At 67.8% G+C, this 24,142-nt stretch carries 25 protein-coding genes and 1 tRNA gene; 9 read left to right on the forward strand and 17 right to left on the reverse strand.

Annotation, left to right across the window (positions count from 1 at the left end; all coding sequences use genetic code 11):
* The first annotated feature begins 1 nt into the window (after position 1).
* The 3 genes from KUV67_05505 to KUV67_05515 all read left to right on the forward strand — a co-directional run bounded on the left by KUV67_05505 (position 2) and on the right by KUV67_05515 (position 1,009).
* The gene (locus KUV67_05505) at positions 2-430 is read left to right on the forward strand and encodes a rhodanese-like domain-containing protein (protein MBY6204326.1); all 429 of its coding nucleotides are present in this window, start codon (positions 2-4) and stop codon (positions 428-430) included.
* Positions 431-493: 63 nt separating this feature from the next.
* Entirely contained in the window at positions 494-874 is a 381-nt protein-coding gene (locus KUV67_05510) for a DUF3144 domain-containing protein (GenBank protein ID MBY6204327.1), read from the forward strand.
* Positions 875-932: 58 nt separating this feature from the next.
* Positions 933-1,009 (forward strand) — tRNA-Ile (locus tag KUV67_05515).
* Positions 1,010-1,066: 57 nt separating this feature from the next.
* Here KUV67_05515 and KUV67_05520 read toward each other — a convergent pair.
* The 3 genes from KUV67_05520 to KUV67_05530 form a co-directional block, all read right to left on the reverse strand.
* Entirely contained in the window at positions 1,067-1,531 is a 465-nt protein-coding gene (locus KUV67_05520) for an MgtC/SapB family protein (protein MBY6204328.1), read from the reverse strand.
* A gap of 50 nt (positions 1,532-1,581) precedes the next feature.
* Complete coding sequence (locus KUV67_05525) at positions 1,582-2,952, reverse strand: hypothetical protein (protein ID MBY6204329.1); 1,371 nt, start codon at positions 2,950-2,952, stop codon at positions 1,582-1,584.
* 264 nt (positions 2,953-3,216) lie between these two features.
* On the reverse strand, positions 3,217-3,402 hold the full coding sequence (locus tag KUV67_05530) for a hypothetical protein (protein ID MBY6204330.1): 186 nt from the start codon (positions 3,400-3,402) through the stop codon (positions 3,217-3,219).
* A 305-nt stretch (positions 3,403-3,707) separates the two neighbouring features.
* Here KUV67_05530 and KUV67_05535 point away from each other — a divergent pair, with 305 nt between their 5' ends.
* A complete protein-coding gene (locus KUV67_05535; protein MBY6204331.1) occupies positions 3,708-3,869 on the forward strand; it encodes a DUF1328 domain-containing protein in 162 nt (53 codons plus the stop codon).
* Between the two features lie 291 nt (positions 3,870-4,160).
* Here the strand turns inward: KUV67_05535 and KUV67_05540 are convergent, their stop codons facing one another.
* On the reverse strand, positions 4,161-4,901 hold the full coding sequence (locus tag KUV67_05540; protein ID MBY6204332.1) for a Crp/Fnr family transcriptional regulator: 741 nt from the start codon (positions 4,899-4,901) through the stop codon (positions 4,161-4,163).
* 321 nt (positions 4,902-5,222) lie between these two features.
* On the opposite strand from KUV67_05540, the gene rlmKL reads away from it, so the two are divergent.
* Positions 5,223-7,328 (forward strand): bifunctional 23S rRNA (guanine(2069)-N(7))-methyltransferase RlmK/23S rRNA (guanine(2445)-N(2))-methyltransferase RlmL, encoded by a 2,106-nt coding sequence (gene rlmKL / locus KUV67_05545; protein ID MBY6204333.1) that lies wholly within the window; start codon positions 5,223-5,225, stop codon positions 7,326-7,328.
* A 419-nt stretch (positions 7,329-7,747) separates the two neighbouring features.
* On the opposite strand, the gene ubiA is transcribed toward rlmKL, so the two are convergent.
* On the reverse strand, positions 7,748-8,572 hold the full coding sequence (ubiA, locus tag KUV67_05550) for a 4-hydroxybenzoate octaprenyltransferase (protein MBY6204334.1): 825 nt from the start codon (positions 8,570-8,572) through the stop codon (positions 7,748-7,750).
* Between the two features lie 142 nt (positions 8,573-8,714).
* Between ubiA and KUV67_05555 the strand changes: the two genes are divergently transcribed.
* On the forward strand, positions 8,715-10,028 hold the full coding sequence (locus KUV67_05555) for an MFS transporter (protein MBY6204335.1): 1,314 nt from the start codon (positions 8,715-8,717) through the stop codon (positions 10,026-10,028).
* Positions 10,029-10,077: 49 nt separating this feature from the next.
* Here KUV67_05555 and KUV67_05560 read toward each other — a convergent pair whose 3' ends face one another.
* The 8 genes from KUV67_05560 to KUV67_05595 form a co-directional block, all read right to left on the reverse strand.
* Positions 10,078-11,112: a histidine kinase gene (locus KUV67_05560; GenBank protein MBY6204336.1), complete on the reverse strand. Its 1,035-nt coding sequence runs from the start codon at positions 11,110-11,112 to the stop codon at positions 10,078-10,080.
* 154 nt (positions 11,113-11,266) lie between these two features.
* A complete protein-coding gene (locus KUV67_05565) occupies positions 11,267-11,683 on the reverse strand; it encodes a type IV pilin protein (protein ID MBY6204337.1) in 417 nt (138 codons plus the stop codon).
* A 10-nt stretch (positions 11,684-11,693) separates the two neighbouring features.
* The gene (locus KUV67_05570; GenBank protein ID MBY6204338.1) at positions 11,694-12,053 is read right to left on the reverse strand and encodes a hypothetical protein; all 360 of its coding nucleotides are present in this window, start codon (positions 12,051-12,053) and stop codon (positions 11,694-11,696) included.
* Between the two features lie 20 nt (positions 12,054-12,073).
* Positions 12,074-15,469 (reverse strand): hypothetical protein, encoded by a 3,396-nt coding sequence (locus KUV67_05575; protein ID MBY6204339.1) that lies wholly within the window; start codon positions 15,467-15,469, stop codon positions 12,074-12,076.
* A gap of 25 nt (positions 15,470-15,494) precedes the next feature.
* On the reverse strand, positions 15,495-16,052 hold the full coding sequence (locus KUV67_05580; protein MBY6204340.1) for a hypothetical protein: 558 nt from the start codon (positions 16,050-16,052) through the stop codon (positions 15,495-15,497).
* A 1-nt stretch (position 16,053) separates the two neighbouring features.
* Positions 16,054-17,229, reverse strand: coding sequence for a PilW family protein (locus KUV67_05585; GenBank protein ID MBY6204341.1), 1,176 nt, complete (start codon positions 17,227-17,229; stop codon positions 16,054-16,056).
* A 32-nt stretch (positions 17,230-17,261) separates the two neighbouring features.
* Positions 17,262-17,684 (reverse strand): type IV pilus modification protein PilV, encoded by a 423-nt coding sequence (pilV, locus tag KUV67_05590; GenBank protein MBY6204342.1) that lies wholly within the window; start codon positions 17,682-17,684, stop codon positions 17,262-17,264.
* A gap of 86 nt (positions 17,685-17,770) precedes the next feature.
* Complete coding sequence (locus KUV67_05595) at positions 17,771-18,268, reverse strand: GspH/FimT family pseudopilin (protein MBY6204343.1); 498 nt, start codon at positions 18,266-18,268, stop codon at positions 17,771-17,773.
* Positions 18,269-18,863: 595 nt separating this feature from the next.
* On the opposite strand from KUV67_05595, the gene KUV67_05600 reads away from it, so the two are divergent.
* Positions 18,864-19,160, forward strand: coding sequence for a c-type cytochrome (locus KUV67_05600; protein MBY6204344.1), 297 nt, complete (start codon positions 18,864-18,866; stop codon positions 19,158-19,160).
* Positions 19,161-19,212: 52 nt separating this feature from the next.
* Here the strand turns inward: KUV67_05600 and KUV67_05605 are convergent, their stop codons facing one another.
* Positions 19,213-19,815: a DUF479 domain-containing protein gene (locus KUV67_05605; GenBank protein MBY6204345.1), complete on the reverse strand. Its 603-nt coding sequence runs from the start codon at positions 19,813-19,815 to the stop codon at positions 19,213-19,215.
* Positions 19,816-20,007: 192 nt separating this feature from the next.
* On the opposite strand from KUV67_05605, the gene KUV67_05610 reads away from it, so the two are divergent.
* Positions 20,008-20,679 carry an alpha/beta fold hydrolase gene (locus tag KUV67_05610; GenBank protein ID MBY6204346.1) on the forward strand — a complete coding sequence of 224 codons (672 nt, stop codon included), beginning with the start codon at positions 20,008-20,010 and terminating at the stop codon, positions 20,677-20,679.
* A 17-nt stretch (positions 20,680-20,696) separates the two neighbouring features.
* Entirely contained in the window at positions 20,697-21,788 is a 1,092-nt protein-coding gene (locus KUV67_05615) for an AFG1 family ATPase (GenBank protein ID MBY6204347.1), read from the forward strand.
* A 524-nt stretch (positions 21,789-22,312) separates the two neighbouring features.
* Here KUV67_05615 and KUV67_05620 read toward each other — a convergent pair.
* From KUV67_05620 to KUV67_05630, 3 genes are read right to left on the reverse strand one after another with little or no spacing between them, the layout of a single operon-like run.
* Positions 22,313-22,873, reverse strand: coding sequence for a DUF4252 domain-containing protein (locus KUV67_05620; GenBank protein ID MBY6204348.1), 561 nt, complete (start codon positions 22,871-22,873; stop codon positions 22,313-22,315).
* A 1-nt stretch (position 22,874) separates the two neighbouring features.
* On the reverse strand, positions 22,875-23,432 hold the full coding sequence (locus tag KUV67_05625) for a hypothetical protein (GenBank protein MBY6204349.1): 558 nt from the start codon (positions 23,430-23,432) through the stop codon (positions 22,875-22,877).
* Positions 23,416-23,934 carry an RNA polymerase sigma factor gene (locus tag KUV67_05630; protein ID MBY6204350.1) on the reverse strand — a complete coding sequence of 173 codons (519 nt, stop codon included), beginning with the start codon at positions 23,932-23,934 and terminating at the stop codon, positions 23,416-23,418. The genes KUV67_05625 and KUV67_05630 overlap by 17 nt, the downstream gene beginning before the upstream one ends.
* Between the last annotated feature and the right edge of the window lie 208 nt (positions 23,935-24,142).

Genomic DNA, 24,142 nt, shown 5'->3' on the forward strand with positions numbered 1-24,142 from the left:
CATGCGTCAGAACCTGTCTGCTGTTCGCCTCACCCTGTTCCTCTCCGCCCTTCTGCTGGCCCTGCCCCTGGCCGCCCAGCAATCCGAGCCGGCGGACGACAACCCGAACATCTACCCCCGGATGGCCGCGCGGTTGGTCGAACTGGGCGTGCCGGTGCTCGATGTCCGCTCCGAGGAGGAAGTCGCCGAGACCGGCATGGTCGAGGGCGCGACCCGGATCTCGCACGACCGGCTCGACGAGATCGAACGCTTCCTCGACGAGGAGTTCGGCGACGACGACAACGCCGCCGTCGTGCTCTACTGCGGCTCGGGCCGGCGGGCCAGTCGGGTGATCGAGGCGATGCGCGAGCGCGGCTATGGCGGCCTGGTCAATGCCGGCGGTTACGAGGACCTGGTCCAGGCGCTGGACAGCGCGGGCGACGAGGGTTGAGCGATCGGACGCCCGCCAACCGCGTGATATCCTGATCGGCTTGGATCGAATCGAACGAGCATCATGACCGAAGTCAACGAACAGCAGAAGCAGCAGCTCGAAGCGCACAACCGAGCGACCACCGCCTTCATCGACCTGGCCAACAAGCTGTCGAAGGAAAGCGGCCAGGACGTCAAGATCGTCTCTGCCGCACTGATGGCCGCGTCGGGCATCTACGCGACCTTCATCGCCGCCGGAAACGAGGGCTACCTCGGGCCGGGTGGCGTCGACAAGGTCGCGCAGCTGTACAAGAACAACCTGGGCTACATCCAGGAGCGCAAGAAGGCCGAGCTGAAGATGCAGGGCAAGGACGCCAAGCCGCTCGGCGGTTCCGACACCATGGTCACGGCGCCGAACGCCGAGGCGCTGGCCAGGGAAAACGAAGGCGGCGCGAAGAGCGACTGATGCCGCTGCGGCAGGACGGGCACCGCGCGTCCCGCCTCCCTTCCATCCACCGGTTCGCGGGCCCTTAGCTCAGCTGGTTAGAGCAGCCGACTCATAATCGGTAGGTCGCAGGTTCAAGTCCTGCAGGGCCCACCACTCCGGCCGACCGTGGGTTGGTCACCTGAATCGGATGGCCACGACGCCGGGGCCGGTTCAATCGTCTGTTTCGTCCCGGTCGACGTCCTTTTCCCGGTCGTAGTCGTGATCGACTTCTTCCTTGAGGTCGAACAGCACGCTGAGCGCCAGCCAGCTGACGACGCTGAGTGCGATCGCGACGCCCCACTGCTCGAAGGCAACCGCCGTGCCCATGGCGCCCAGGCCCCAGATCGTGGCTGCGGTCGCGGTGCCGCGAACTCGATTGTCGCCTTTCAGGATGGCACCGCCGCCAATGAAGCCGATGCCGGTCAGGATGCCCTGCATGATGCGGGCGGTCGCGTCGCTATCGGACGGATCCAGCACGCCCAGGGCGACCACGGCGTAGGCGCAGGCACCCATGGACACGAGCGGAAACGTCCGCAGGCCCATGATCTGGCTGTAGCGCTCGCGGTTGATGGCCGCCGGCATGGCCAGCACGAACGCGAACAGAAGCTTCAGCAGCGGTTCCAGGAATTCCAGCATTTCGTGGTTACCTTTCCGGCAGGGGCCGGCTCTGCCCGGCTGCGTGACGATCAGAGCTGCGCCTCGAAGATCGAGGCCCACCGCTCGCGCAGGCGATGGACGAACCCACGGTGAGGCCATTGCTCCGGATCGATCACGCGACATCGTTCACAGTCTCCGTCGAAGTCCTTCAACAGGAGATCGGCCAGGTCGCGATCGAGGGCCAGGACGGCGATTTCGTCGTCAAGACACATCGAGCGCTGGTTCATGTTCGGCGAGCCGATGCACACGGCCCTCCGGTCGACGACGATCGCCTTGGCGTGCTGCAGCGTACCGTCGTACTCGAGGATTTCGACGCCCGCATCGAGCAGCTGCTGGTAGTAGCGGTGTCCGGCCCAGCGGGGCAGGCGATGATCGGTCTGACGCCCGCTGACCATGACCCGAACCTGCACGCCGCGCCGCGCGGCCGCGCAGAGATCGTCGCAGAGCGCGGGCCCGGGCACGAAGTAGGGGGTGACGATGTCCAGCGTCGACTGCGCGCCCATGACCAGCAGCTGGAACATCAGCGCGATCTCGGAACATTCCTCGGCGCTGGTCGCGGCCAGGACGCCGCACCGCACATCGCTCACGCGCTCGCCGTCGGCGACGCGGTCGCGACCCGACAGGTCACGGTCGCCAGCGGCGGTGTCCAGCGGCACGTCCAGCGGATCGGGCAGCCGGCCACCGGCGGCGGCCCAGTTGGCGTGGAACGCGGCGCGCAATTCTGCGACCGCCGGCCCCGTCAAGGCGAACTGCGTATCCCGGAAACGATCCGGTCGGTCGGCCCGGCCGGTCCACTCCTCGGCGATGCCGACCCCGCCCGTGAAGCCGAGTTCGCCGTCGGTCACGAGGATCTTGCGGTGCGTGCGCGAGGCCGTGCCCCAGAATTTCCAGTGCGGGATCGGGTGGAAGACGCGCAGTTCGACCGGGCTGTCTTCGAGCTTTCGGCGGATCGAACGAGGCATTGGCGCGCTTCCGACCCCGTCGAGGAGCACCCGGACACGGACCCCGGCTTCTGCCCGTGCCACCAGCGCATCGCAGAACTGCCGGGCCACGTCGCCGCCCCAGTACACGAAGAACAGGAACTCGATGCTGCGCTGGGCGCTCTCGATGGCGCGCAGCATCGGCGGGAAGATTTCTGCCCCGTTTCGATAGCATTCGACGGAATGCCCGGGCCGGAGCGTGACCCCGAGCGCATGTTCGAACAACAGGTGCCAGTGAGTGTCGCTCAGGGAATCCGGTTCGCGACCGGTGCGGGAAAGCGAGGGGGCGCCGCCCAGGGCGGCGTACAGCTTCAGGTTGAACTCCCATTCGGCCCGGCGCGGCAAGCGGGGATGACGAACCTCGCCCAGGCCGGCCGCTCCGCTGACGGCCTGAAACCCGAATACGACGAAGTCGGTCATGGAGACGTTCTCCAGTTCGGAATGAGATTGCCCGGTGCTCGAGGCGCCGGATCAGGCGCGAATCATGGACACCTCGCCCGTTCCGTTAGAAAACCGCATCGTTCGCGAAGAGTGTCCAGAGGCCGGACCGTATCGCGCGATCGTCAAGTCGAGGTCGATGTCATCGGCCGGCCGCACACGGCCCGCGCCGGAAACGAATGCCCACCTGTCCGAACTGCGCCTGCCGGCCGGGAAGGCCCGACCGGCATCCGCAGCACGAACGATTCAGCCGTCGATTTCGTCTTCGACGTCGTCGGCAGCGTCTTCGACGCTGTCCTCGACATTTTCAGCGGCCTCGTCGATTTCCTCGCCGGCCTCTTCCATCGGACCATCGTTGTCGCAGCCGGTCAGCGCGAACGATGCGGCCATCAGTGCGGCGATCAGGAGCTTGGTCAGGTCGGTGAACTTCATGAGGTTCTCCTCGGGTACATGGGTGGGTTTTCCGCTACAGCTTCGACGCACGACAGGACCGACGATGACGAATCGGCCAATTGATTCTCGATCGATAGATTTCTGATCAAGAGGGTCGATGCGTCAGGGAACTGCAGTGCGGCTGCGCTTCATATTGTGCAGAAATCGTAATCGGCGTGGGATGCGCGCGCATTGACCGGGGTTAATCGATGCGTTGATCTGGGTTAAGGCGGGGCGCCGAAGCGACGCATACCGTATCGACAGCGTCATCACGACGCACTCTCAACTCACAGCGAGGAAACGACATGTTGTCTTGGGCACTGATCTTTCTGATTGTGGCGCTGATTGCCGGTGTACTCGGCTTCAGCGGAATCGCGGGCGCCGCGGCCAACATCGCGTGGATCCTGTTCGTGGTCGGCCTGGTGGTCGCACTGGTGCTGTTCCTGATGGGCCGACGTCCACGCTGACGTCCTTTCCCGGTGAGGGCGAGCACGCAGGCGCCTGACGCTTCCGTCGATCGCATCGCCCGCACAAGCGCTGGACATGTAACACGCCGGATCGGCCGCCGATCCGGCGTTTTCTGTTTTCGGCGAGCACCGAGGAGCGGTCCGGAGATTTCGCTGCGTGCTCGCAGCCCGGTACGAATCGACCGCGCCCGCGTGCGGAGCGATGAACGTTGGTTGGGTCAGTTGGTTGGGCCAGGGGTCGATCCGGCGCGACAAGGTCGTGCGTCGCCATCCCGCCCTGCTCGGCCAATGCTACGGGTCGAGCCGCATGCGTCGGCGATCGTAGTCGGAAAAGTCTTCGCAGCGCGTTCGATCGAGAATGCGCACCCGATTCCGGTCGACTTCGAGCAGCCCGTCCGAGGCAAGTTGCTTCAGGGTCCGGCTGACGTGGACCGGCGTGATGCCAACGATGTTCCCGAGTTGCTCCTGGTTCAACGGCAGGTCGAAGCCGTCGTCGGTGCCATTTCCGGAAGGTTTCGCCGACGCGCTTCCCCCCGCGGACGCCGAAAGCCGGTCCTCGAGCTCCAGCATGAGGTGCGCCAGGCACTGGGCCGCGTCGCGCTGGCCGAGCATCGTGATCCGCTCCAGCAGCCACGCCTCCTCCCGGGCAATGGCCCGGAACACCTGCTCCCGGATCGGCGCACAGTGCTCGATCAGATCCTGCATTTCGCACTTGCGGATGATCTGGACATCGAGATCGGTCAGCGCGCGGTACGAGGAGATCGCGTCGGGGCTGGTGATCTCGCGCAAGCCGATGATCTGGCCGGCAAGGAACAGGTCGAGGATCTGCATGGACCCATCGGCCAGGTCGCGCACCGCCGCCGCCCAGCCCCGCTCGACGAAGAACAGCAGCGGCGCGTCGTCGTCCTCGAACACCAGGACCTGGCCGGCTTCGAAGCTTCGCCCACGCGTCGAGATCGACTCCAGTCGGCGTCGATCGTCACGCTCGAGCGACAAGCCGCCCGACCATCGGTCGATCCAGGATCCTGACATCCGCGTCCCTCCAGTCCAACGGACGATTATCGGTCGCAATTGCCCGCGCGTCCAGTTGCCGGCCGGTCGCGATCGGAGCGTTTCCCCACGCCGGCGGCGGAATCGGGCACCATCGAGCTTCGACCGTTGCGGGGGATGCACGCTCCCGGCGGCGGGCGGCGAGGAAGAAACGATGGACCCTGCCGGGGTCGCAGGTATGCAATGGAGGTCCATTGCGGCCGAATCGACCGCGGCCGCCGGCCCACCCACCCCGGCCAGGAGCGCCGACGCATCGACATCGAGGAGTACATCGACATCGAGGATGAAAACCCGCCCATGAGCATCGACCTGTTCGCGACCGCGCCGCAAGGCCTCGAGGACCTGCTGGCCCGGGAGCTGGCCGGCCTGGGCTTCGACGACGCCCGGCCCGGGCGCGGCGGGGTCGAGCTGCGGACCGACCTGGCCGGGACCTACCGCGCCTGCCTGTGGTCACGCGTCGCGGGCCGGGTACTGATGCCCATCGCCGCCTTCGAGGCCGACGATGCCGATGCACTCTACCGCCACGCCCTGGAAGTCGACTGGTCTGCGCACATGCGGCCCGAGGGCTCGCTGGCGGTCGATTTCACCGGGGTACGCCCGGCCGTCGGCCACGCCCGCTATGCCCAGCAGCGCACCAAGGATGCCGTCGTCGATCGATTCCGGGACGCGCACGGCATTCGACCCGATGTCGACCCGCAGTCGCCCGACCTGCGCATCCACGTCCACCAGCACCGGGCCGCCACCACCGTCTCCATCGACCTCTCCGGGGACAGCCTGCACAAGCGCGGCTATCGCGAAGCCGCGGTCGAGGCGCCGCTGAAGGAACATCTAGCGGCCGCGATGCTGCTGCGCGGGGACTGGCCGCGGATCGCCGCGGGCGGCAGCGGGCTGGTCGACCCGATGTGCGGCTCCGGCACCCTGCTGATCGAGGCCGCGTGGATCGCAGGCGACGTGGCCCCCGGGCTGCTGCGGACGCGCTTCGGCTTCCAGCGCTGGCTCGGACACGACGACGCACTCTGGAAACGCCTGATCGACGAGGCCCTCGAGCGCCAGGAGGCCGGCGCCGGGCGCATCCCACCGATCGTCGGCTACGACCGCGACGGACGTGCCGTCAGGGCGGCCATCGGCAACATCGAGCGCGCGGGCCTGCGCGGTCGGGTCCACGTCGAGCGTCGCGAACTCGGCCAGGCCGCGCCGCCGAAAGGCACCGGGGGTGGACTGGTCGCGACCAATCCGCCCTACGGCGAACGGATCGGTGACGACCATGAACTGATGCCGCTCTACGTACGACTAGGCGAGCTGCTCAAGCGTCACTTTGCCGAGTGGAATGCGCTGGTCCTCAACGGCGCGGGCTGCGAGATCGGCCTGAAGCCGACCCGCAGCTGGGCCATGCGCAACGGGCCGATCGACTGCCGGTTGGAGCACTTCGAGCTCGGTACCACGCCGGGCAGCGACGGGCCGGCCGCCCGGGACCTGCACAACCGCCTGGTGAAGAACGACAAGGCGCTGCGCAAGTGGGCGCGACGCGAGGACGTGACCTGCTACCGGGTCTACGACGCGGACCTGCCCGAGTACGCGCTGGCGATCGACCGCTACGGCAGCGACCACGGCGACTGGCTGCACGTCCAGGAGTACCAGGCACCGGCGAGCGTCGACCCCGGCAAGGCCAGGGCCCGGCTCCGGGCGGCGCTTGCCACGATCCCCGAGGCGCTGGATGTCGCGCCGGAGCGCATGGTGTTCAAGGTACGCAAGCGCCAGAAGGGCACCGACCAGTACGATCGACAATCGGACCGCGCCCGCGTGCTCACCGTGCGCGAGGGCGCCGTCCGGCTCGAAGTCAACCTGACCGAATACCTCGACACCGGATTGTTTCTCGACCATCGCCCCGTGCGCCAGTGGATCGCGGAGCATGCGGCCGGCAAGCGCTTCCTGAACCTGTTCTGCTACACCGGCGCGGCGACGATCCACGCGGCGGTGGCCGGCGCGCAATCGTCGGTCAGTGTCGATCTGTCCAGGACCTACCTCGCCTGGCTGCGTCGCAACCTCGGTCTGAATCCGGTTTCCAGCGCCGCCCACACGGCGATCCACGCCGACGTCCGGACCTGGCTCGGCGAATGCGACCAGGTCTTCGACCTGATTTTCCTCGACCCGCCCAGCTTCTCCAATTCCAAGCGCATGGACGATACGCTCGACATCCAGCGCGACCACCCCGCGCTGATCCGCGACGCCATGCGCGTCCTGGCGCCCGGCGGAACCCTGATCTTTTCCAACAACCTGCGTTCCTTCAAGCTCGACGAAGCCCTGGCCGAGGCCTTCGACATCGAGGATCGAACGACGTGGTCGATACCGAAGGACTTCGAGCGGAATCAGCGGATTCACGGGTGCTGGTTCATCAGGCATCCTTCCTAGCGCGGGACGCGCACGCTCCGAGCACGCAGGCAATCGCTCGCAAGCTCACTCCCACAGACGCGATCTCGTGCCCGATCGCCCCGGGCCGGACCCGCTTTCCAGCAATGTTCAACGGCCCCAATCGAAGTCACTGGATCCCGCATCGAGTGCGGGACGACAGGGAACCACCGCCCTGCCCACTCCCGTCGCCCCGGGCCTGACCCAGGGCCCGGCGACTTCCCTTGGCCCAGATCGAAGTCACAGGAGCCCGCGTCGAGTGCAGGACGACAGAAGGCGGCTTGGATGGAAACCGCTCGCGGATTGGAAGCTGCCCAAAGCGCCCGATCGAAGGGCCTGTGGGAGCGAGCTTGCGAGCGAATGCGCCGGTGGCAGAGAGGCGCGGGCCCAGCGGGTGCGGGTGCCGCCCCGTCCGCTCCCGATCAGCGCAGCCAGAGCGCGCCGACGACGCCCATCCAGATCGTGAATCCCACCCAGTGGTTCGAGAGAAACGCGCGGAAGCAGGCCTGCGGATCGCGGTCGCGGATCCGCCAGAGCTGGACCTGCAGGAGGCCGAAGACGATCACCACCGCCGCGTACCAGGCCGGGTGCGGCAGGAAGCGCAGGCCGAACAGCCACAGGCCGGCGACGATCAAGCCCATCAGCGCGGCCAGGATCGGCACGTCGAAGCGGCCGAACAGGATCGCCGTGGACTTCACGCCTACCGCCAGGTCGTCGGCCCGATCGGCCATCGCGTACTCCGTGTCGTAGACCAGCACCCAGACCAGGTTGATGCCGTACAGCCACCACGCGGCTTCCGGGATCCGGCCGAGCTCCGCCGCGAAGGCCATCGGGATGGCCCAGCCGAACGCGGCACCGAGCACGACCTGCGGGAGGTGGGTGAAGCGCTTGAAGAACGGGTAGCTGCCGGCCAGCAATGCCCCGACGAAGGACAGCAGCACGGTGAGCGGGTCGGTCAGCAGGACGAGCGCGAAGGCGATCGCGAGCAGGCCGAAGAACAGCGCCAGGGCCTGGCGCGGTGCGATCTCGCCGGCCGCCAGGGGCCGGCGCGAGGTCCGCTCGACGTGCGGGTCGAGCTCGCGATCGGCGTAATCGTTGATCACGCAGCCGGCCGCGCGCATCACGATCACGCCGGCCGTGAAGATCGCCAGGTTCTTCAGCGAAGGTGCACCGGCGCCGGCGAGAAACAGCGCCCACCAGGTCGGCCAGAGCAGCAGTGCGATCCCGATCGGCCGGTCGAAGCGCATCAGGCGCAGCCACGGTCCGGCCGGCCCGTCGAAGATCCGCGCGGTGAGTCGGAATTCCATTCGCGTAGTATGCCGCGACGCGCGCGAGCGCCGTGGCCGATGCTAGGATGCGCGGTTCGATCCCGAACACCGGTACCTTCTCATGCGCGCGATCCGTGCCGTACTGACGCTCCTGATCGGCGTGGCCGTGATCCTCGCCGGCAGCGGTCTGCTGGGCACGCTGCTCGGCGTGCGCGGGCAGCTCGAGGGCATGAGCGCCTCGATGCTCGGCTGGATCATGTCCGGGTATTTCGCGGGTTTCGTGACCGGCACGTTCTGGGTGCCGCGGCTGATCCGGCGAATCGGCCACATCCGCGCCTTCTCCGCGCTGGCCTCGCTGGCCTCGGTCGCGACCCTGCTGCACGGCCTCTACGTCCACCCGATCCCCTGGCTGATCCTTCGATTCGCGGCGGGGCTGTGCATCGTGGGCCTGTACATCGCCATCGAAAGCTGGCTGAACGAACAGACCGCGAACGAAGAGCGCGGCCACGTGTTCTCGGCCTACATGACCACCACCCTGATCGGGCTCGGGCTGGGTCAGATGCTGCTGCTGACCGGCGACGAGTCCCGGCTCGAGCTGTTCGCGCTGGCGTCGGTGCTGCTGTCGCTGGGGCTGGTCCCCGTGGCGATGACGCGGGTCAGCGAGCCGCCGCTGGTCGAAGCCGCCCGACTCGGGCTGCGCAGGCTCTATTCGATCTCTCCGCTGGGCGTCATCGGCTGTGTCTTCTCCGGCCTGGGCGCCGGGTCGTTCTGGGGCCTGGGCCCGGTGTTCGCGGCCGAACTCGGCATGGGGCCCGGCCTCGTTGCACCGTTCATGGCGCTGACCATACTCGGCGGCATGCTGATGATGTGGCCGGTCGGCCGCCTGTCCGACCGCATGGAGCGGCGACGGGTCCTGGCCTGGGTCTGCGTGTTCGCATCGCTGGGTGCGGCGTCGACCGCGCTGCTGATCCCGCTCGGCAAGTGGGGCGTGCTGCTCGGCGGCTTCGCCTATGGATGCTTCGCCTTCAGCATCTATTCCCTGGCGGCCGCGCACACCAACGACCATCTGGAGCGCTCGCAGGTTCTCGAAGTGACCTCGTCGTTGCAGCTGTTGTGGGGGAGCGGTGCGATTCTCGGTCCCATCCTCGCCGGCGCGCTGATGCAGTGGGTCGGCCCGAAGGCACTGATGCTGTGGATCGCGTCCACGGCGCTGGTGCCGGCGGCCTTCGCTCGCTACCGGATGTCGGTCAGCAAGCCGCTACCGATGGCCGACCAGGGCGAGTTCGTGCCGCAGTTCGCGACGTCCCCGGCCGCCCTGGAAATGCATCCCGAAGCGGACGAGGTGGCGGACCCGGAATCGCCGAGCGCTGCGTCGGAACCGGCCGGTGCGGCGGCGGAGACCGGAGAGGCACCCGAGGCGCGTCCCGAGGCCTGATCGACCGGCGCCCCGGCCGCGGCGATCGAACGGCCGACACGGAACTCGATCACGCCTCGGCGGGCCCGGATAGCTCGATCCGGAAGTGCGCCTCGCCGTGCTCGACGCGGCATCGTCCTTCCTCGCCGAAGGCCAGTTCCATGCGCTTGCGGACGTTGTCCAGGGCGATCCGGTGCCCGCCTCGCGCCTCGCCCTCTCCGTTCGGCGGCAGCGGGTTCTCGATCACCACCCGCCAGCGGTTGCGGCCTTCCCGATCGACGGTCATGGCCAGGCGCCCGCCGTCGTCGCGGCGGGCAATGCCGTGAACGATCGCGTTCTCGACCAGGGGCTGGATCAGCAGCGCCGGAATCCGCCCCTCGGTCGGTGCGTCGTCCCCGATCGTCCAGTCGATGGCCAGACGATCACCGAGACGCAAGGCCTCGATCCGGAGGTAGCCGCGCACCAGGTCGAGCTCCTCGGCCAGCGTATGACGGGCGTCTTCGGCCAGCGCGGTCCGCAGCAGGTCAGCCAGATCGAGCACGGCACCCTCGGCCTGCTCGGGCCGGGAGCGCACGAGGCTGGCGATCGTGTTCAGCGCGTTGAACAGGAAATGGGGCCGGATCCGGGCCTGGAGCGCCGCCAGCCGCGCGCTGGCTTCGGCGCGTACCTGCCGCTGCCACTGGCGGTGCAGGCTGAGGAAGCGCAGCAGGACCAGGGCGGACAGCGCCGCGATGAACGCATTGCGCAGCACCGAGAACAACAGATCGTGATCGGCGTCGTAGGTGAGCGTCGGCAACAGCGTTCCGGCAGCAAGGGTCGCGCCCACCACCAACAGCTGGATGACCACGAAGATCGCGAGGTAGGCGAGCGCGGGAGACAGGCGCGAAAGAACGTTCCGTGCCGAGCAAAGGACCAGCGACGACGACAGCACGACGACCTCGACGAACATCGCCGTCAGACCGAGCCGGGTCCAGAACATCGCGAAGCCGTCGGCGGACAGAGTCAGAAGAAGGGCCAGGATCAGACCGAGCAGGACCACCAGCAGCACGGCCTGCGGCTGACAGAAGTCGGGCAGCGGCGGCGCGCCCGGAGCGGGATCGGTCATCGGCGGCGACCTCGAGAAGACGGCTTCAGGATAGGCGGTCCCCGTGCCGCACTCAACCGCCTGCGCTGCACCCCGCCGCGTTCGATTCCCCGAACGGAAACGAGCCCGCGGGGCGGGCTCGTCCGGAACTCGAGGCGCGCGGAGCAGGCCGGGCCTACCAACAGTCCTCGACGTCTCCCGTGGCGTCGTCGCTGATCCGCCGGGCGCCGGTCGAATCGAGGATCAGGGAGGCGCACTCGTCATCGTCCGCCTGACCGCCCTGGGGCGCCGCGGTCAGCTCGAAGCGGGTCGGCTCGGCATCGACGGTGACCTGGTACTTGCCCTTCTCCGACTCGATCGCATCGCCGTCACCGACGTTGCACTGATCGGAATCGTAGGTGCTGTAGCGGGTGAAACAGCGCTCGAGGTTCTGTGCCGTCTCGAACAGTTGTGCCTTGCCATCGGCACGCCCGGACTCGATCACCCACTGCGTGTAGCTGGGTATCGCGATGCCCATCACGATGGCAAGAATCGCGACCGCGATCATCAGTTCGATCAGGGTGAACCCGCCCTGCAGTCGTAGCTTGTTCATGGCCCTTCCCCTATTGATTGAGCCAGAGACCGAGGACGTAGGGCTGGTGGCCTCTGCCTGCCTGCGTTCCGTCGGTTGCGACCAGTACGCTCATGCCGACCGCCAGGTCCTGGAGCTCCAGCGCCGGACCACGACCCGGGGCACGGAGGTCCTTTCGACCCGGATAGACCCGGTAGCGCTCGCCGTCGAGGACGACCACACCGTTCTTGAGGTCGATCGATTCGACGGTCATCGGCTGGGGAATCCCGAGCGCCATGTCGGCATCGTCCCGGACAGCGTCCTGGCCGTCCTGGGCGAAGAGCGGGCCGGTGAACAGGGCCAGCGCAAGCGCGCCGGCCACCGTAACGATCGTTCGATTGAATGCGTTCATTTCGTTTCTCCTGGAATTCTTCATCGCGCCTGTCGCCAGACCTGGCGGCCGTCGCAGATGGTTCCGATCAGCAGCGGCTGGCCGGTGACCGGGTTCAGCGTACCGAACTGGGAACACCAGCCGTCGCTTGCCCCGACGTCACCCGGATCAGGCGGACCGCCGCCGGGATCGAACGGATTGCTCGGATCGTCCGGGTCGGTGTCGCCGTCGCCCAGGGCGGGCGGCTGGATGATGATCGGGGGATCGATCGGTGCACCGACGCCGACCTCGACCACGCCGCAGTTCGGGCAGATGTTGTCCAGCGTACCGCCGCCGGTCAGCGCATCGACCACGTAGAGCCGCTGGACGCCGCCGGGCGCGCAGGGATCGTCTTCCGGTTCGAAGGTCGAGAAGATGACCTGGCCGAAGATGATGCGCGGACGCGACAGGACACGTTCGCCGGTCGGCGATCCGTTCGGCGTCAGATCCAGCACGAACCCGTCATCGCCGGTCTCGCCCTCGATGACGCGCTGGCCTCCGGACGTGGAAATCTGCGGTTCACCGAAGTCGGGATTGTTCGGCAGCGGCGAATCCTGATCGCGCAGCGCGTAGAGCTTCTCGATGCCCTGGCCGCCGACGAGGCGATCCGCGGGCTCGATCAGCTTGCCGGTACCGACGTACACCACCAGCCCACCGGCCGGGCTTGCGGCCAGGCCGGGCGTTGCAGTGATCGGCCGCCCGTCGGGCTCGGTGTACAGGCCCTGGCTGTAGGCGACGCTGGGCACGCCGCTCTCGTTGAAGTCGACGCGCCAGACGTTGCCCTCGATGTCCCCCGCGTAGGCCCGGGACAGGGACTGGCGGGTCAGCGGATTGAGCAGCGGAGCGACGCCGGAGAGTCCGTTCGAATCGCTGCTCGTCTCGAGTTCGATCTCGTGCAGCACGTTGCCGTTGAACAGGTCGACGACGAACATCACGGCGTTGTTGTCGGCGCTGTTGTATCCGTTGCCGAAGATCGCGACCCAGTTTCCGTTGCCCAGGCGGGTAACCACCGGATCGCCGAAGGTGAAGCCGAGGTTCGGCTCGTCGTCGCCGGTGATTTCCCAGAGCACCGACGGCGAATCGGGGTCGGTCACGTCGATGGCGAAGATCCCGCGACCGCCGGCACCCAGGCCGCCGACCAGCACCCGCTTCCAGCCGCCGTTGTAGGCGTCGCGGACGACCATCTGGCCATCGACGAAGAACCGGTGGCCGTAGTTCGGGTTGGTCAGCTCTTCCAGGTTCGGCAGCACCGAACGGGGAACGTAAGCGAACAGTTCCCGACCGGTCTCGGCATCGAAGGCATGCATCATGCCGTCGTTGCCTCCGACGTAGACCGCCTTGGTCTCGTCGACCTTGGCATCGACGAAGTCGCTGTACGACGAACCTGCCGCACCTGGCAGGCGCGTCCAGCCCTCGTTGCCCGCACCGGCGTAGACCGGCCGCGAGTTGACGATGTCGCCGAGCACGGTCGACCGATCGCGCAGCGAGCCGCCGAACTGCTGCTCGTTGGAACGAACGCCGCGGATGTAGTCGATGACCTTGTTGGCCTGGGCGCCGTCGGTGGAGATCTGGTCCTTCAGCGCCGGCTGCATGTCGGCGTCGAAGTCCTGGCCGCCGAAACCGCTGGCCCGGGAGGTGTAGATTCGCCGCCCGCTCGGATCGCGGGCATCGAGTTGGGCGGAGGCCGTCCACTGGGTGCTTCCGGTGAAGACGTCGATGGCCTTGACTTCGCCGCTCCAGTCCTCGCTGTCGAATTCGGCGGCGTAGATGATCGACCCTTCGGTCAGTCGGGTGGTCGACACGGACAGCCCGGTCGTGGCCGAGGTCCGCGCGACGATCTCGAGCAGGAAGTTGCCGAGTTCCTCGGCGAAGGTTTCCGGATCGTCCGCGGTGAAGAACCCACCACGACCGTTCAGGCCGAAGTGCAGCAAGTCGTCGATCTTGGCGTCGTTGGAGTCGTACGGGTCGCCCCAGTCGATCGAGGTCTGGGTGTCGATCGCCGCGAAGGCATCCTCGGGGTCGATGTTGCCCTTGACCCCGAGGCCGATGCCGAAGCTGGCCAGGTGCTGCCAGAACGCCGGGTCCTCGGGCGTCGTCGAGACGCGATTACCGACATCCGGACGCAAGTCGCGCTTCCAGTAGTGCATGGCGACGTCGGCCAGCGTATTGCTTTCCGAGCTGTCGGCGAACGGCGCGACCGGCGAATACTGGTAGCTCTGCGCGCCCTGGCCGAGGTCGGGCCCGGTAATCGTGGGGCCGGACGTCCCGTCGGCGTCGCCGACGCTCGGGTTGCCGCCGTTCCAGAAGCCGTCGGACATCAGGATGTGGAAGCTCTGACGGCAGGCCAGGTCCTCGCCGCCGGCCTGGCCCGGGGTCGTCGACCAGGGGCCGCGAGCGTCGGCGCGCTCGAAGTATCCCCCGACGGCCTCGGCGGCGAGCCGAAGCGGCGTGCCGAAGTTGTTGATCACGCGACCGTAGAGCTCGTCGTAGAACGCCTGACGGCCGGACAGGTTGAACTGGCGGACGGGGCGCAGGACCGCGCGGGTGCTGACACCGTCGACTATGGCGAAGCCATTGTTGATCGCGGCGAAACCGACCCGGGCCTGGTCCGGCATCCGGGTGAAGGCCTTGCCGATCGCGCCGCGCGCGGTCAGGATGCGCGAGCGGTGGTACTGGAACCAGTTGGCGAAGTTCTGGATTTCTTCATCGCGCGTACGCGTGACGCCGCCCGGCGAGGTAAAGGTCGCGCCCGCCGGCGTGTCGGCCAGCGTGATCTCGACCTTCTGGTAGCTCGCCGCCGACCCTCGAGGACCGCCCTGGTAGTTGTAGTAGGTGATCGGCTTGTAGGTGTGGTTCCCGTTACAGGGATCGCAGAAGGCCTGGTCCAGGCTGTTGCCGCGGAACCAGATCGCCGACTGGGTCTGGGAGCGCGTCAGGTCCAGCCCACCGAGACCCGGAAGGTCCGGGTTGTACAGCGCGTTGCGCGGGTTGGCCGGCGCCATTTCGCTGCCGTCGGGCCGCGACCACGGGCTGTAGGTGATATCGGGGTTGTAGAACACGCCGTTGTTGGCGGCGGACCGTCCGTACAGGTTGTGGATGTTGCTGTCCTTGACCGACGGCACCTGGTTGGCGTAGTCCACGCCGCCGTACAGGCCGGAGGGTGCAGGGAACAGCTTCAGCGTGTAGCGGAATTCCGGGCCATCGGGCATGTACTCCCACTGCATCGAGCCGGAATCGTCGAGCGTGAACATCACGTTTGGTTCGACGTTGGTCGCCACGAACAGCGGCGACTGCGAGATGTTCAGATCCGCGGCTCGCGCGGTCTGCGGCGTCCCGGCCACCAGGCCGGCAAGCGCGACCAGCATCGTGAGCTGGAACTTGTTCATGAGTGCTTTCATTGGATTCTCCACCCTGCCAACGGGCTCATTCGGGCCAGAAGAAGATGCTTTGCACGACGGCCTCGCCGGTACCGGCCGGGCCCTCCGCGCGCGCTGCGACCAGGAAGTATTCCTCGATCGCGGTGTCGTTCAGTTCGTTCATCGGCCGGCACGCCGATCCGAAGATCGTGCCGCCGGCGCCGGCGTCGGTCAGCGCGATGACGACGTATTCATTGCCGGTTTCCGGCGCCGGGCGCCAGGGCCAGTCGTCCGGGTCCACACCGGGCGCCTCGAGGGTGCAGGCACTGCGGCCGATGCCGAGGTCGGACTGCGCTTCGGACCAGATCGGAATCGAGCCCAGCGGACAGCCCGCTGCGCCGGAAATGCAGGCGCCCAGCGCCTGCTCGATCTCGCGCAGCGTCGCTTCAGCCTCCTGGAAGGCTTCGTTGGTCTCGCGGACGTTGCCGGCCATGCGCTCCTGCATCACGCTGACGTTGGCGGCCGACAGGCCGACCACGGTCAGGATGATGAGAAACATCAATGCGACAAACAGTGCGGCGCCGCGCTGCTTCGGAAGACCTGCTTTGACGTGGAAGGATTTCATGTCAGATCACGATCAGCCGGTTGCGCAGGGCAACCGTGGTGGAAAAGGGTTGGCGCAGGCGGCCGTCACCGTCGGCGGAGATATTGGCCCCGGACAGGTCCAGGACCACCGTGTTCTGGTCGCCGTCGGCATTCTCGGGCGAGCGGATGCTGAGCGCGACGCGCAGCGCGAGCACCTGGCCCCAGCCGTCGGCCGGCACCTGGTCCGCGCGGAGCCAGTTGTCCACGCTCTGGCCGTCCCCGGCCGGCGCGGCAGCGCTGAAGCCGTAGAGCACCTGCATCGACTCCACGCCCTGGACGAGCTCTTCCGGGCCGGCCGCGGAGCCGTTGGTGCCGGTAGTTAGGTTGTAGCGATACAACGCGGGTTCGCCGGTGTTTGCATTGAGACCGACGTAGTACGCGGTGGCACCCACCGTGAAGGTCTGCATCGAATCATCGTAGGACGTGGACCAATCGATGTTGACGTTGCCCGGACCGGGGTTCGAGCAGGACCCGGAGCCGGCGGAGAACGCCGAGGCATTGGCGTTGGTCCGGTTCTGGAACAGGTCGGCCCCCGTGGCGCAGTTGGTCACCAGCACGATCGCGTCGTCGGGCAGGCCGTGGGCGCTCAGCAGGTTGATCGACGCTTGGTTCGTGTTGTTCGGCACGCCGGGGTCGGCGGTGAGCCCCGGGATGACGTTCATCGACCGCGCCACGAGGACGTCGGAGCCGGGCACGACGAGGCCGTCGAGCACGTCGGGCAGCGTGCCCTGGTCCGAGGTCGAGGTCCAGTCGCCCGCCGACGCGCCCGAGGGGTCGAGGTTGGTCGGCAGCGTGTAATCGTCGCCGATTCCGGTGCCATCGTATTCCCAGCCGACGACGGCCCGATTCGGGTCGAAGAAGTCCGAGACTCCGCCGCCGCAGGACTCGTCGAGATGGTTCGTGATCTCGATCCGCGCGGCGCAGAAGCCGTGCGTGCCCGCGGTGCGAAGGTCGCGCTTGAGCAGCTCCATGGCGAAGCGGCCGTTCTCCTGCACCCGGGCCGCGGCGTCGTTGGTCTGGAACGTGAGCTTGGTCGAGCCGAACAGCTGGATCATGCCGGCGGTCAACAGCAGCCCCAGCGTCAGGGCGACCATCAGCTCGACGAGACTCAGGCCTCGCTGTCGAACGGGTGCTTGAATGGACTGGTCTGAAATCATCGAATGTTCGCTCCTTCGATTCCGGCCCGGCATCAGATCCGGGTCTGGAAGGTGAATTCGGCCGTGCTGTTCTCTTCGCGGTCGTCGAGCCAGGTGACCGTGATTTCGACGATGCCGTCGGTCGCGGCGTTGGTCACGGCGGTGTCGATCTCGCCCTGGGGCAGCAACTGCGCCGCTCGGGTGCTCCAGTAGCCGGCGTTCGGAACGTTGCCGCTGGCTGCGATCATCGACCGGTGGGCGCGAGCGTGGTCGGCCAGCTCGTAGGCCAGGTTGGTCGCCTGCGTTCGCACGTAGGAAATCTGGTTGGCCTGCAGCGAAAAGCCCTGGATGGCGGCCACGCCGAGCAGGCCGATGCCGAGCACGAGCAGCGCGATCAGCACCTCGATCAGGGTCACGCCCTTCTGGCGGTGAGCGGCGCAGGGGGGCGTGCGGCCCGCGAGATAGGATCTGTTCATCGAGTCATGTACCTCGGTTGATTCGTTCGAGCAACGCTCGGGTTCGCGACAGCCATGGGTCGAAGCGATGGGTCGCAGCGCCGCGATCAGCTGCAGTCGAAGCGTTCGGAGCCGACCCGGCCCGTGCGTTCGATGAGGACCCGCCGCGCGTTGTCCGCGGTGCAGTTGTCCAGGTCGAGCTCGATGGTCAGCGCGGCCGAGGCGAAGCCGTTGGCCTCGAAGTCGACCGATCCACCGGCCGGATCGAACTGGAAGTCGGCCCCGGGCGAACCCCAGACCCGCAGCACTTCTTCATCGCCGGCGCCGCGGTTGGCGATCACCATCCAGCCCTCGTTCCAGCTGCCGCCGCAGTCTTCGCCGTCCGAACTGGAACAGACGGTGATCGGGTCGGCCCGCTTCAGGGCCTCCGAGCGGGCGAACTGGAACGCCGTCACCAGCTCGTTGGTCTGGCCGGTGAGCCGGTTGTTCTGGATGAAGGTCGTGAACGCCGGCAGCGCCGCGGTGGTCACGATCGCCAGCAAGGCGATGGCGATCAGCAGTTCCATCAGCGTGAACCCGCGCTGGTTCATCGTGGCCTTCGACATGGCGCAACTACCCGAAAGTGTCCTGCATGCCATCATCCACGAATCGGTGGCAAGCGCCACTCTCCCCTGACGAACGGTCGATCCGGCGCGCTGAACGGTCCGGCCGGTGCCCGCATTCCGGCCGCGCGGGACGAATCTGCGACGCGGATCACACCTTCGCGGATCGCGACGTCGCACCCCGGTACGGGGCCTTACGCGAAGATCACGTGCGCTTCCGCTCCGCGGCACCGTTTATAATGTCGGGCTGGATCGAATGGCCGATCGCCGGAACGGCGGTGGCGCGGCCCATCAACGATCCAGACCGACGAATCCGGACCCGAGTTCGCGTGGGTCAGCGGGAGGTGGATCTCCCGAAGACCCGCTCAGAATCCATGCGAGGTAGTGCGTGAGCGCAAACGACGATCGAATCTTTCTCAAGCGGTTCAGCCTGGTGATCGTGGCCCTGGCGATCTTCGCCATCGTCATGATCCTGGTGGCGTTCCAGTTCCACAAGACGCTGGGCCAGCACGACAACCCCGCCCGCGTCGAGGCCATTTCCGCGCGCATCCAGCCGGTCGCCGGCGTCTATGCCGGTGAAACCGGGCGCGCTGCCGCAATGGCGGCGGCGGAAACCGCCAGCGCCGGTGCGGCCCCGCAGGTGGCCTTCGATGGCAGTCTCGACGGTGCGATGATCTACGACCGCGTCTGCGCGGCCTGCCACGATTCCGGCGCAGCCGGCGCGCCGATGCTGGTCGCGGCCGACTGGACCGATCGTCTGCCCAAGGGCGAAGACACGCTGGTCGATCACGCGATCAACGGCATCGGCGTGATGCCGGCCAAGGGCGGCCGCTCCGACCTCAGCGACGAGCAGGTTCGGGCCTCCGTCGAGTACATGCTCGCGCAGGTCCAGTAAGCCGCCCCCCCGGCGAAGGCGCGGGGTTCGGCGGTCTCCGGCCCGCCGAAGGCTAGCCCGGGCGTCCCCGCTCCGCATCGAGAAATTCTCGCGCCCGCGACTGCAGGCGTGGGAACAGTTCGTCGAAGGCCCGGCCGATGGCCGCCTCGTGCCGATCGAGCAGCTCCAGGCCCCGGGCCAGCGGCTCGGCTCGACCGTGACGGCGCGCGATGAGACCGAAGATGTCATGCAGCAGCGCCCGGTCGTCCAGTCGGGTCCACAGCCCCACGGCCGCCGCCCAATCCGCGAAGCGGGCCAATCGCGGCGGAAGCTCGCCCCGACGCTCGGCAAGGAGCGAATCGACTTCGCGCCCGAATTCCGCCCGCGGCCGGGGACCGAATTCTCCCCACCGCTTCGATAGCTCCCGGTCGAACAGTACGTCGAGAACGATCCCGCCGTAGCGCCGCCATGGCGGACGGAACCGGGCCAGCAGGCCGGTCACTGCCGGGTCGCTGTCCGACCAGGCATCGATCCGCCGATGCAGCCGGATGCCGCGAACCAGGCCGGGGGACAGGTCGACGGCCTCGAGCCGGCCCTTGACGTGGTCGCCGAGCAGCGCGCCGAGTCGATCGTCCGGGTCGCGGCCGGCCAGCACCAGGTGGGCGAGGTGGTTCATGCAGGTGGCACTCGTTCGGGCGTAAACCGGGCGCTCCGGGGCCGCTACGCCCCACCGGCGCAGTGGCCCGGATGCGGGTTATCATGCGTCGGCACGCTGGCGGTGACAAGGCGCACGGCGGTCGACCACCGCTCCCGGACTCCGCCCCGGTGCACCGCTCCCGAACGACCCCTCATCCATGAACGACGCGCAATGACCAGCCAACGGCCCATCGACCCCGAAACGTTTCCGGACGAGCAGACCGAGTTCTTCCTGAGCGGCCCGGCCGGCCGCCTCGAATGCATCACGGACGTTCCGGAGCCCGACCAGACCCGGCCGGCCACCGCGGTCCTGTGCCACCCGCACCCGCAGCACGGCGGCACGCTGCGCAACAAGGTGGTGACGATCATGGAGCGCAGCCTGCGCGAGTCGGGGCTGGCCACCGTGCGGTTCAATTTTCGCGGCGTGGGCGACAGCGAGGGCGAGTTCGACGACGGCGAGGGGGAGCTCGAGGACCTGCTCGCCGTGATCGACTGGGTCCGGCGCACGCGCCCGGACACCGATCTCTGGCTGGCCGGATTCTCCTTCGGCTCCTGGATCGCACTGCGGGCCGCGCAGGACCAGCCGGTGCGGATGCTGATTTCGATTGCCCCGCCCGTCGAGCGCTACGGCTTCGCCGACCTGCTGCCGCCGAACGCGCCGTGGCTGGTGGTCCAGGGCGACGAAGACGAAGTCGTGTCGCCGGACGCGGTGGTGTCCTGGGCCGAGGCGCTGGACGATCCGCCCGAGCTCGTCGTCATGGAAGGCAGCGGGCACTTCTTCCACCGCCGCCTGATGGACCTGCGCGGGCTGATCAAGAACGCGGTCGCCAACCACCTGCCCTGAGCGTATCCCGCTCCGCCGTGCCGGTCTCCTCCTCCTGCCCCGGGCCCGCCGAGCGCCATCGCGCGCTGGTCGAGGCCGGTCGCCTGCAGCCGGACGACGCCCAGGGGGCCGTCGCCGGCAAGCTGCAGCGCTGCTTCGAACGCCTCCAGGCCGCTCGCCCTCGCTGGTTCCGCAAGCCCGAAGCGGTGCCCGGCCTGTACCTCCACGGCCGCGTCGGCCGCGGCAAGACGCTTCTGATGGACCTGTTCGTCGACGCGCTCGAGGACAGCGGCGAAGCGGTCGAGCGGGCGCATTTCCACCGGTTCATGGACGATGTCCATGCGCGGCTGAAAGGCCTGGGCCAGCGTCAGCGTCCGCTGGACGCGATCGCCCGGGACTTACGCAAGCGTACCCGGGTGATCTGCTTTGACGAGTTCCACGTCGAGGACATCGCCGACGCCATGCTGCTGGGCGAACTCACGCGCCAGTGGTTCGAGCTCGGAATCACGCTGGTCGCGACCAGCAACACCGCGCCGGACGACCTGTACGCAGGCGGTCTGCAGCGCCAGCGGTTCCTGCCGGCGATCGAGCAGATCCATGCCCATTGCGAGGTCGTCGAACTCGACGCCGCCGAGGATTTCCGCCTGCGCGAACTGGCCCGACACCCGACCTGGCTGACGCCCAACGACGCGGCCGCCGACCGGCAGCTGATCGACGAGTTTCGCGCCCTGTCGCCCAAGGTGGAGACCGAGCAGCACGTCACGCTGACCGTCCGGGGCCGGCCGATGGAGGCGCGCGCCCGGGCCGGTTCGCTGGCCTGGTTCGAGTTCGACGAACTGTGCCGGGGCGCCCGTTCGTCCGGCGACTACCTGGAACTGACCTACCGCTTCTCGACGCTGCTGGTCGCCAACGTGCCGCAGCTGGACGATGACGACAACAACGCCGCCCGGCGCTTCATCCACCTGGTCGACGCCTGCTACGACCGCAACGTGAAGCTGATCGCCTCGGCCGAGACCGGGATCGACGAGCTCTACACCGGCAAGAAGCTCTCCGCCCCATTCCAGCGGACCCGCTCCCGGCTGGTCGAAATGCAGAGCAAGGACTACCTCGCCCGCCCGCATCGACCTTGAGCGAATTCATCGATTTTTACCGCAGATGGACGCAGATAGAACCTCAGCATCTGCGTGAAGCCCGGGGGATCGGGATGGACGGTTGCCAGCCAGACAGATCAAGGACCGCGCCGTGACAAAAGACGGTCGAGCCCCGGATGCATCGTCCGCCGATCAGCAGGAATGCGCACACCTCAGGACTCGGACATTCGCCGTTCGGCAATCTTTCCGGTCACCCAAGACCTCGCAAAGCAGAGCCAGAGCACAGCGGCTTTCGACCTTCACGATCGCGGACGGCGCATTCGCACTTCGTTCGATTTGAGTAAACCGAAACGTTCAGCTCCGCTTGCCGGGCCGTTCCATTGCCGGCCCGCCTGTTCTCGGCCCGCTCGATCTCGCTATTCCGGGTAGCCGAGTTCACTTGGAGCCTTTGCCTTCCTGGTTTTCGTCCGCGTTCATCCGCGGTAGCCACAAAAAAGCCGGCCGCGCAGGGCGGCCGGCCGGGCAGCACCGGTCCGGGGACCGGCGTCGGGGCTCGTGGACGATCAGCTGTCGTCGTCGCCGTTGCCGTTGCCGGCGTTCATCAGTTCCTCGAGGTCGAAGTCGGAGAAGTCGATCCCGCCGCCGAGGGTCTTGCCGATGAACACCGGGTCGAGCGCGCCGAAGACGTTGATGAACACCGCATCGCCGCTCGACTCGGTGACCATCAGGACGATGCCATCGACGAACTCACCCGACTCCTTGATGTAGATGTCGACGTGATCGGAATCGTCCCGGACCTCGACCGCCGGGGTCCAGCCCTCGTTGCCGAGCTCGAACGCCGTGTCGGATACGAAGGCCCGGGCCTGCGTGCCGTCGACGTCTTCGAAGACCATCACGCGCAGGCCGGAAACGCCGCTGATCAGGTCCGCGATATCGGCATTCGTGCCGCGGAAGCCTTCGGCCAGGCCCTGGATCATCGTGCTGCCGAAATTCAGGTTGACCGTCGGTCCGGTCCCGAACACCTTCTTGACCGGTTCGAGATCGACCTGGCCCGGTGCCTGGGCCAGGGCAGAGGTCGCGAAGGGGACGGTGAGCAGCAGCAGGGCAATTCGAAGTGGTTTCATTTCAACTCTCCTGGGTGGGTTCCGGTGGGTGGTGCGGGGCAAGACGGAACGAGTCGAGCAGGTGCCCGTAAGGCAGCTCCTGGAGCTCGATCCGAAGAAAATCCTCGGGGCGGTCGAGATGCTCGCGAACCCCTCGGCCGGCCAGGGCCAGGGCTCGGCGCGACGTCCGGTCGAGCGTGACCAGGGCCAGCTGGAGCTGCTCGGCGTTCGTGGTCGAGACCGGCGACGGCTCCGGCCCGCCCGGCCGCAGCGCCGCAACCAGGACCAGTACGCCGGCCAGGCCGGCCGCCAGCGCGACCGGGAGCCCCGGCCAGCGTCGCGTGCTCCGGCGCGGATGAACCGCGGCATGCCGAAGAACGGCGCGGCGGAGCGCCGTCGGCAGCCCATGGTCGGGGCCCAGCTCGGCCAGCTCGCGTCGCAGCGCCCAGTCGGCGGCGAGATCGCGGTCCTGCGGCGGCGTCCCCGCAGCGCGCAGCCGGGTCTCGAGTTCGGCGTCGCTCGGCCGACCGTTACGGTGATCGTTGCGGCGATCGTTGCGGTGATCAGGCGACCTGTTCATGCAGCTCTTCCTCCAGCAACCGCCGCAGGGCGCGACGGGCGCGAAACGTGTAGACCTTGACCTGGTTCTCGCTGAGCTCGAGCGTGCGCGCCGTGGTCGCGACGTCGACGTCCTGCAGGTCGCGCAGGATCAGCAGACTGCGTCCGGGTTCGGGCATCCGGGCGACGGCGTCCCGGAGCGTCCGGCGTCGCCGCTCGCTGTCGGCCAGTTCCGCCGGACCCTCCGGCGCCTCATCGGCCGCATCGCGCTCCCCGACCAGCTTCAGTAGCACGCCGCGGGTGCGGGTGCGGCCGCGCAGGCGGTCGAGGCAGGCATTGCGGGTGCAGGTCAGCAGCCACGGCAGTTCGGACCCTGTCTCGATGCGCGCGAGGTGGTCCCACAGCTTGATCAGCGTGTCCTGGACGACGTCGTCGGCTTCGTCGACGCGCCCCAGCAGCGCCAGCGCCAGGTGGCGCAGGCGGGGGCCGTGGGCGTCCACGAGCTGTTCGAATCGCCGTCTCATGCCCGGTATACGCGTGAGGAGAGGGAGGGGTTACAGGGTGCACCGGATTCCTTCCGTCGCCCAGTGCCGGTCGGCAGGGGGATCCCGCCTCGGTCGGGGTCGGCGGCGTCTTCGCGGATCGCTGAGGGAGCGAGCTCGCCGGCAATCGCCGGTGTTCATGATCTCGATCGATCGGCTCGCTCGCGAGCTCACTCCCACAGGCGGCGGC

The sequence above is a fragment of the Halomonas denitrificans genome, assembly GCA_019800895.1.
Taxonomy (GTDB): Bacteria; Pseudomonadota; Gammaproteobacteria; order Xanthomonadales; family Wenzhouxiangellaceae.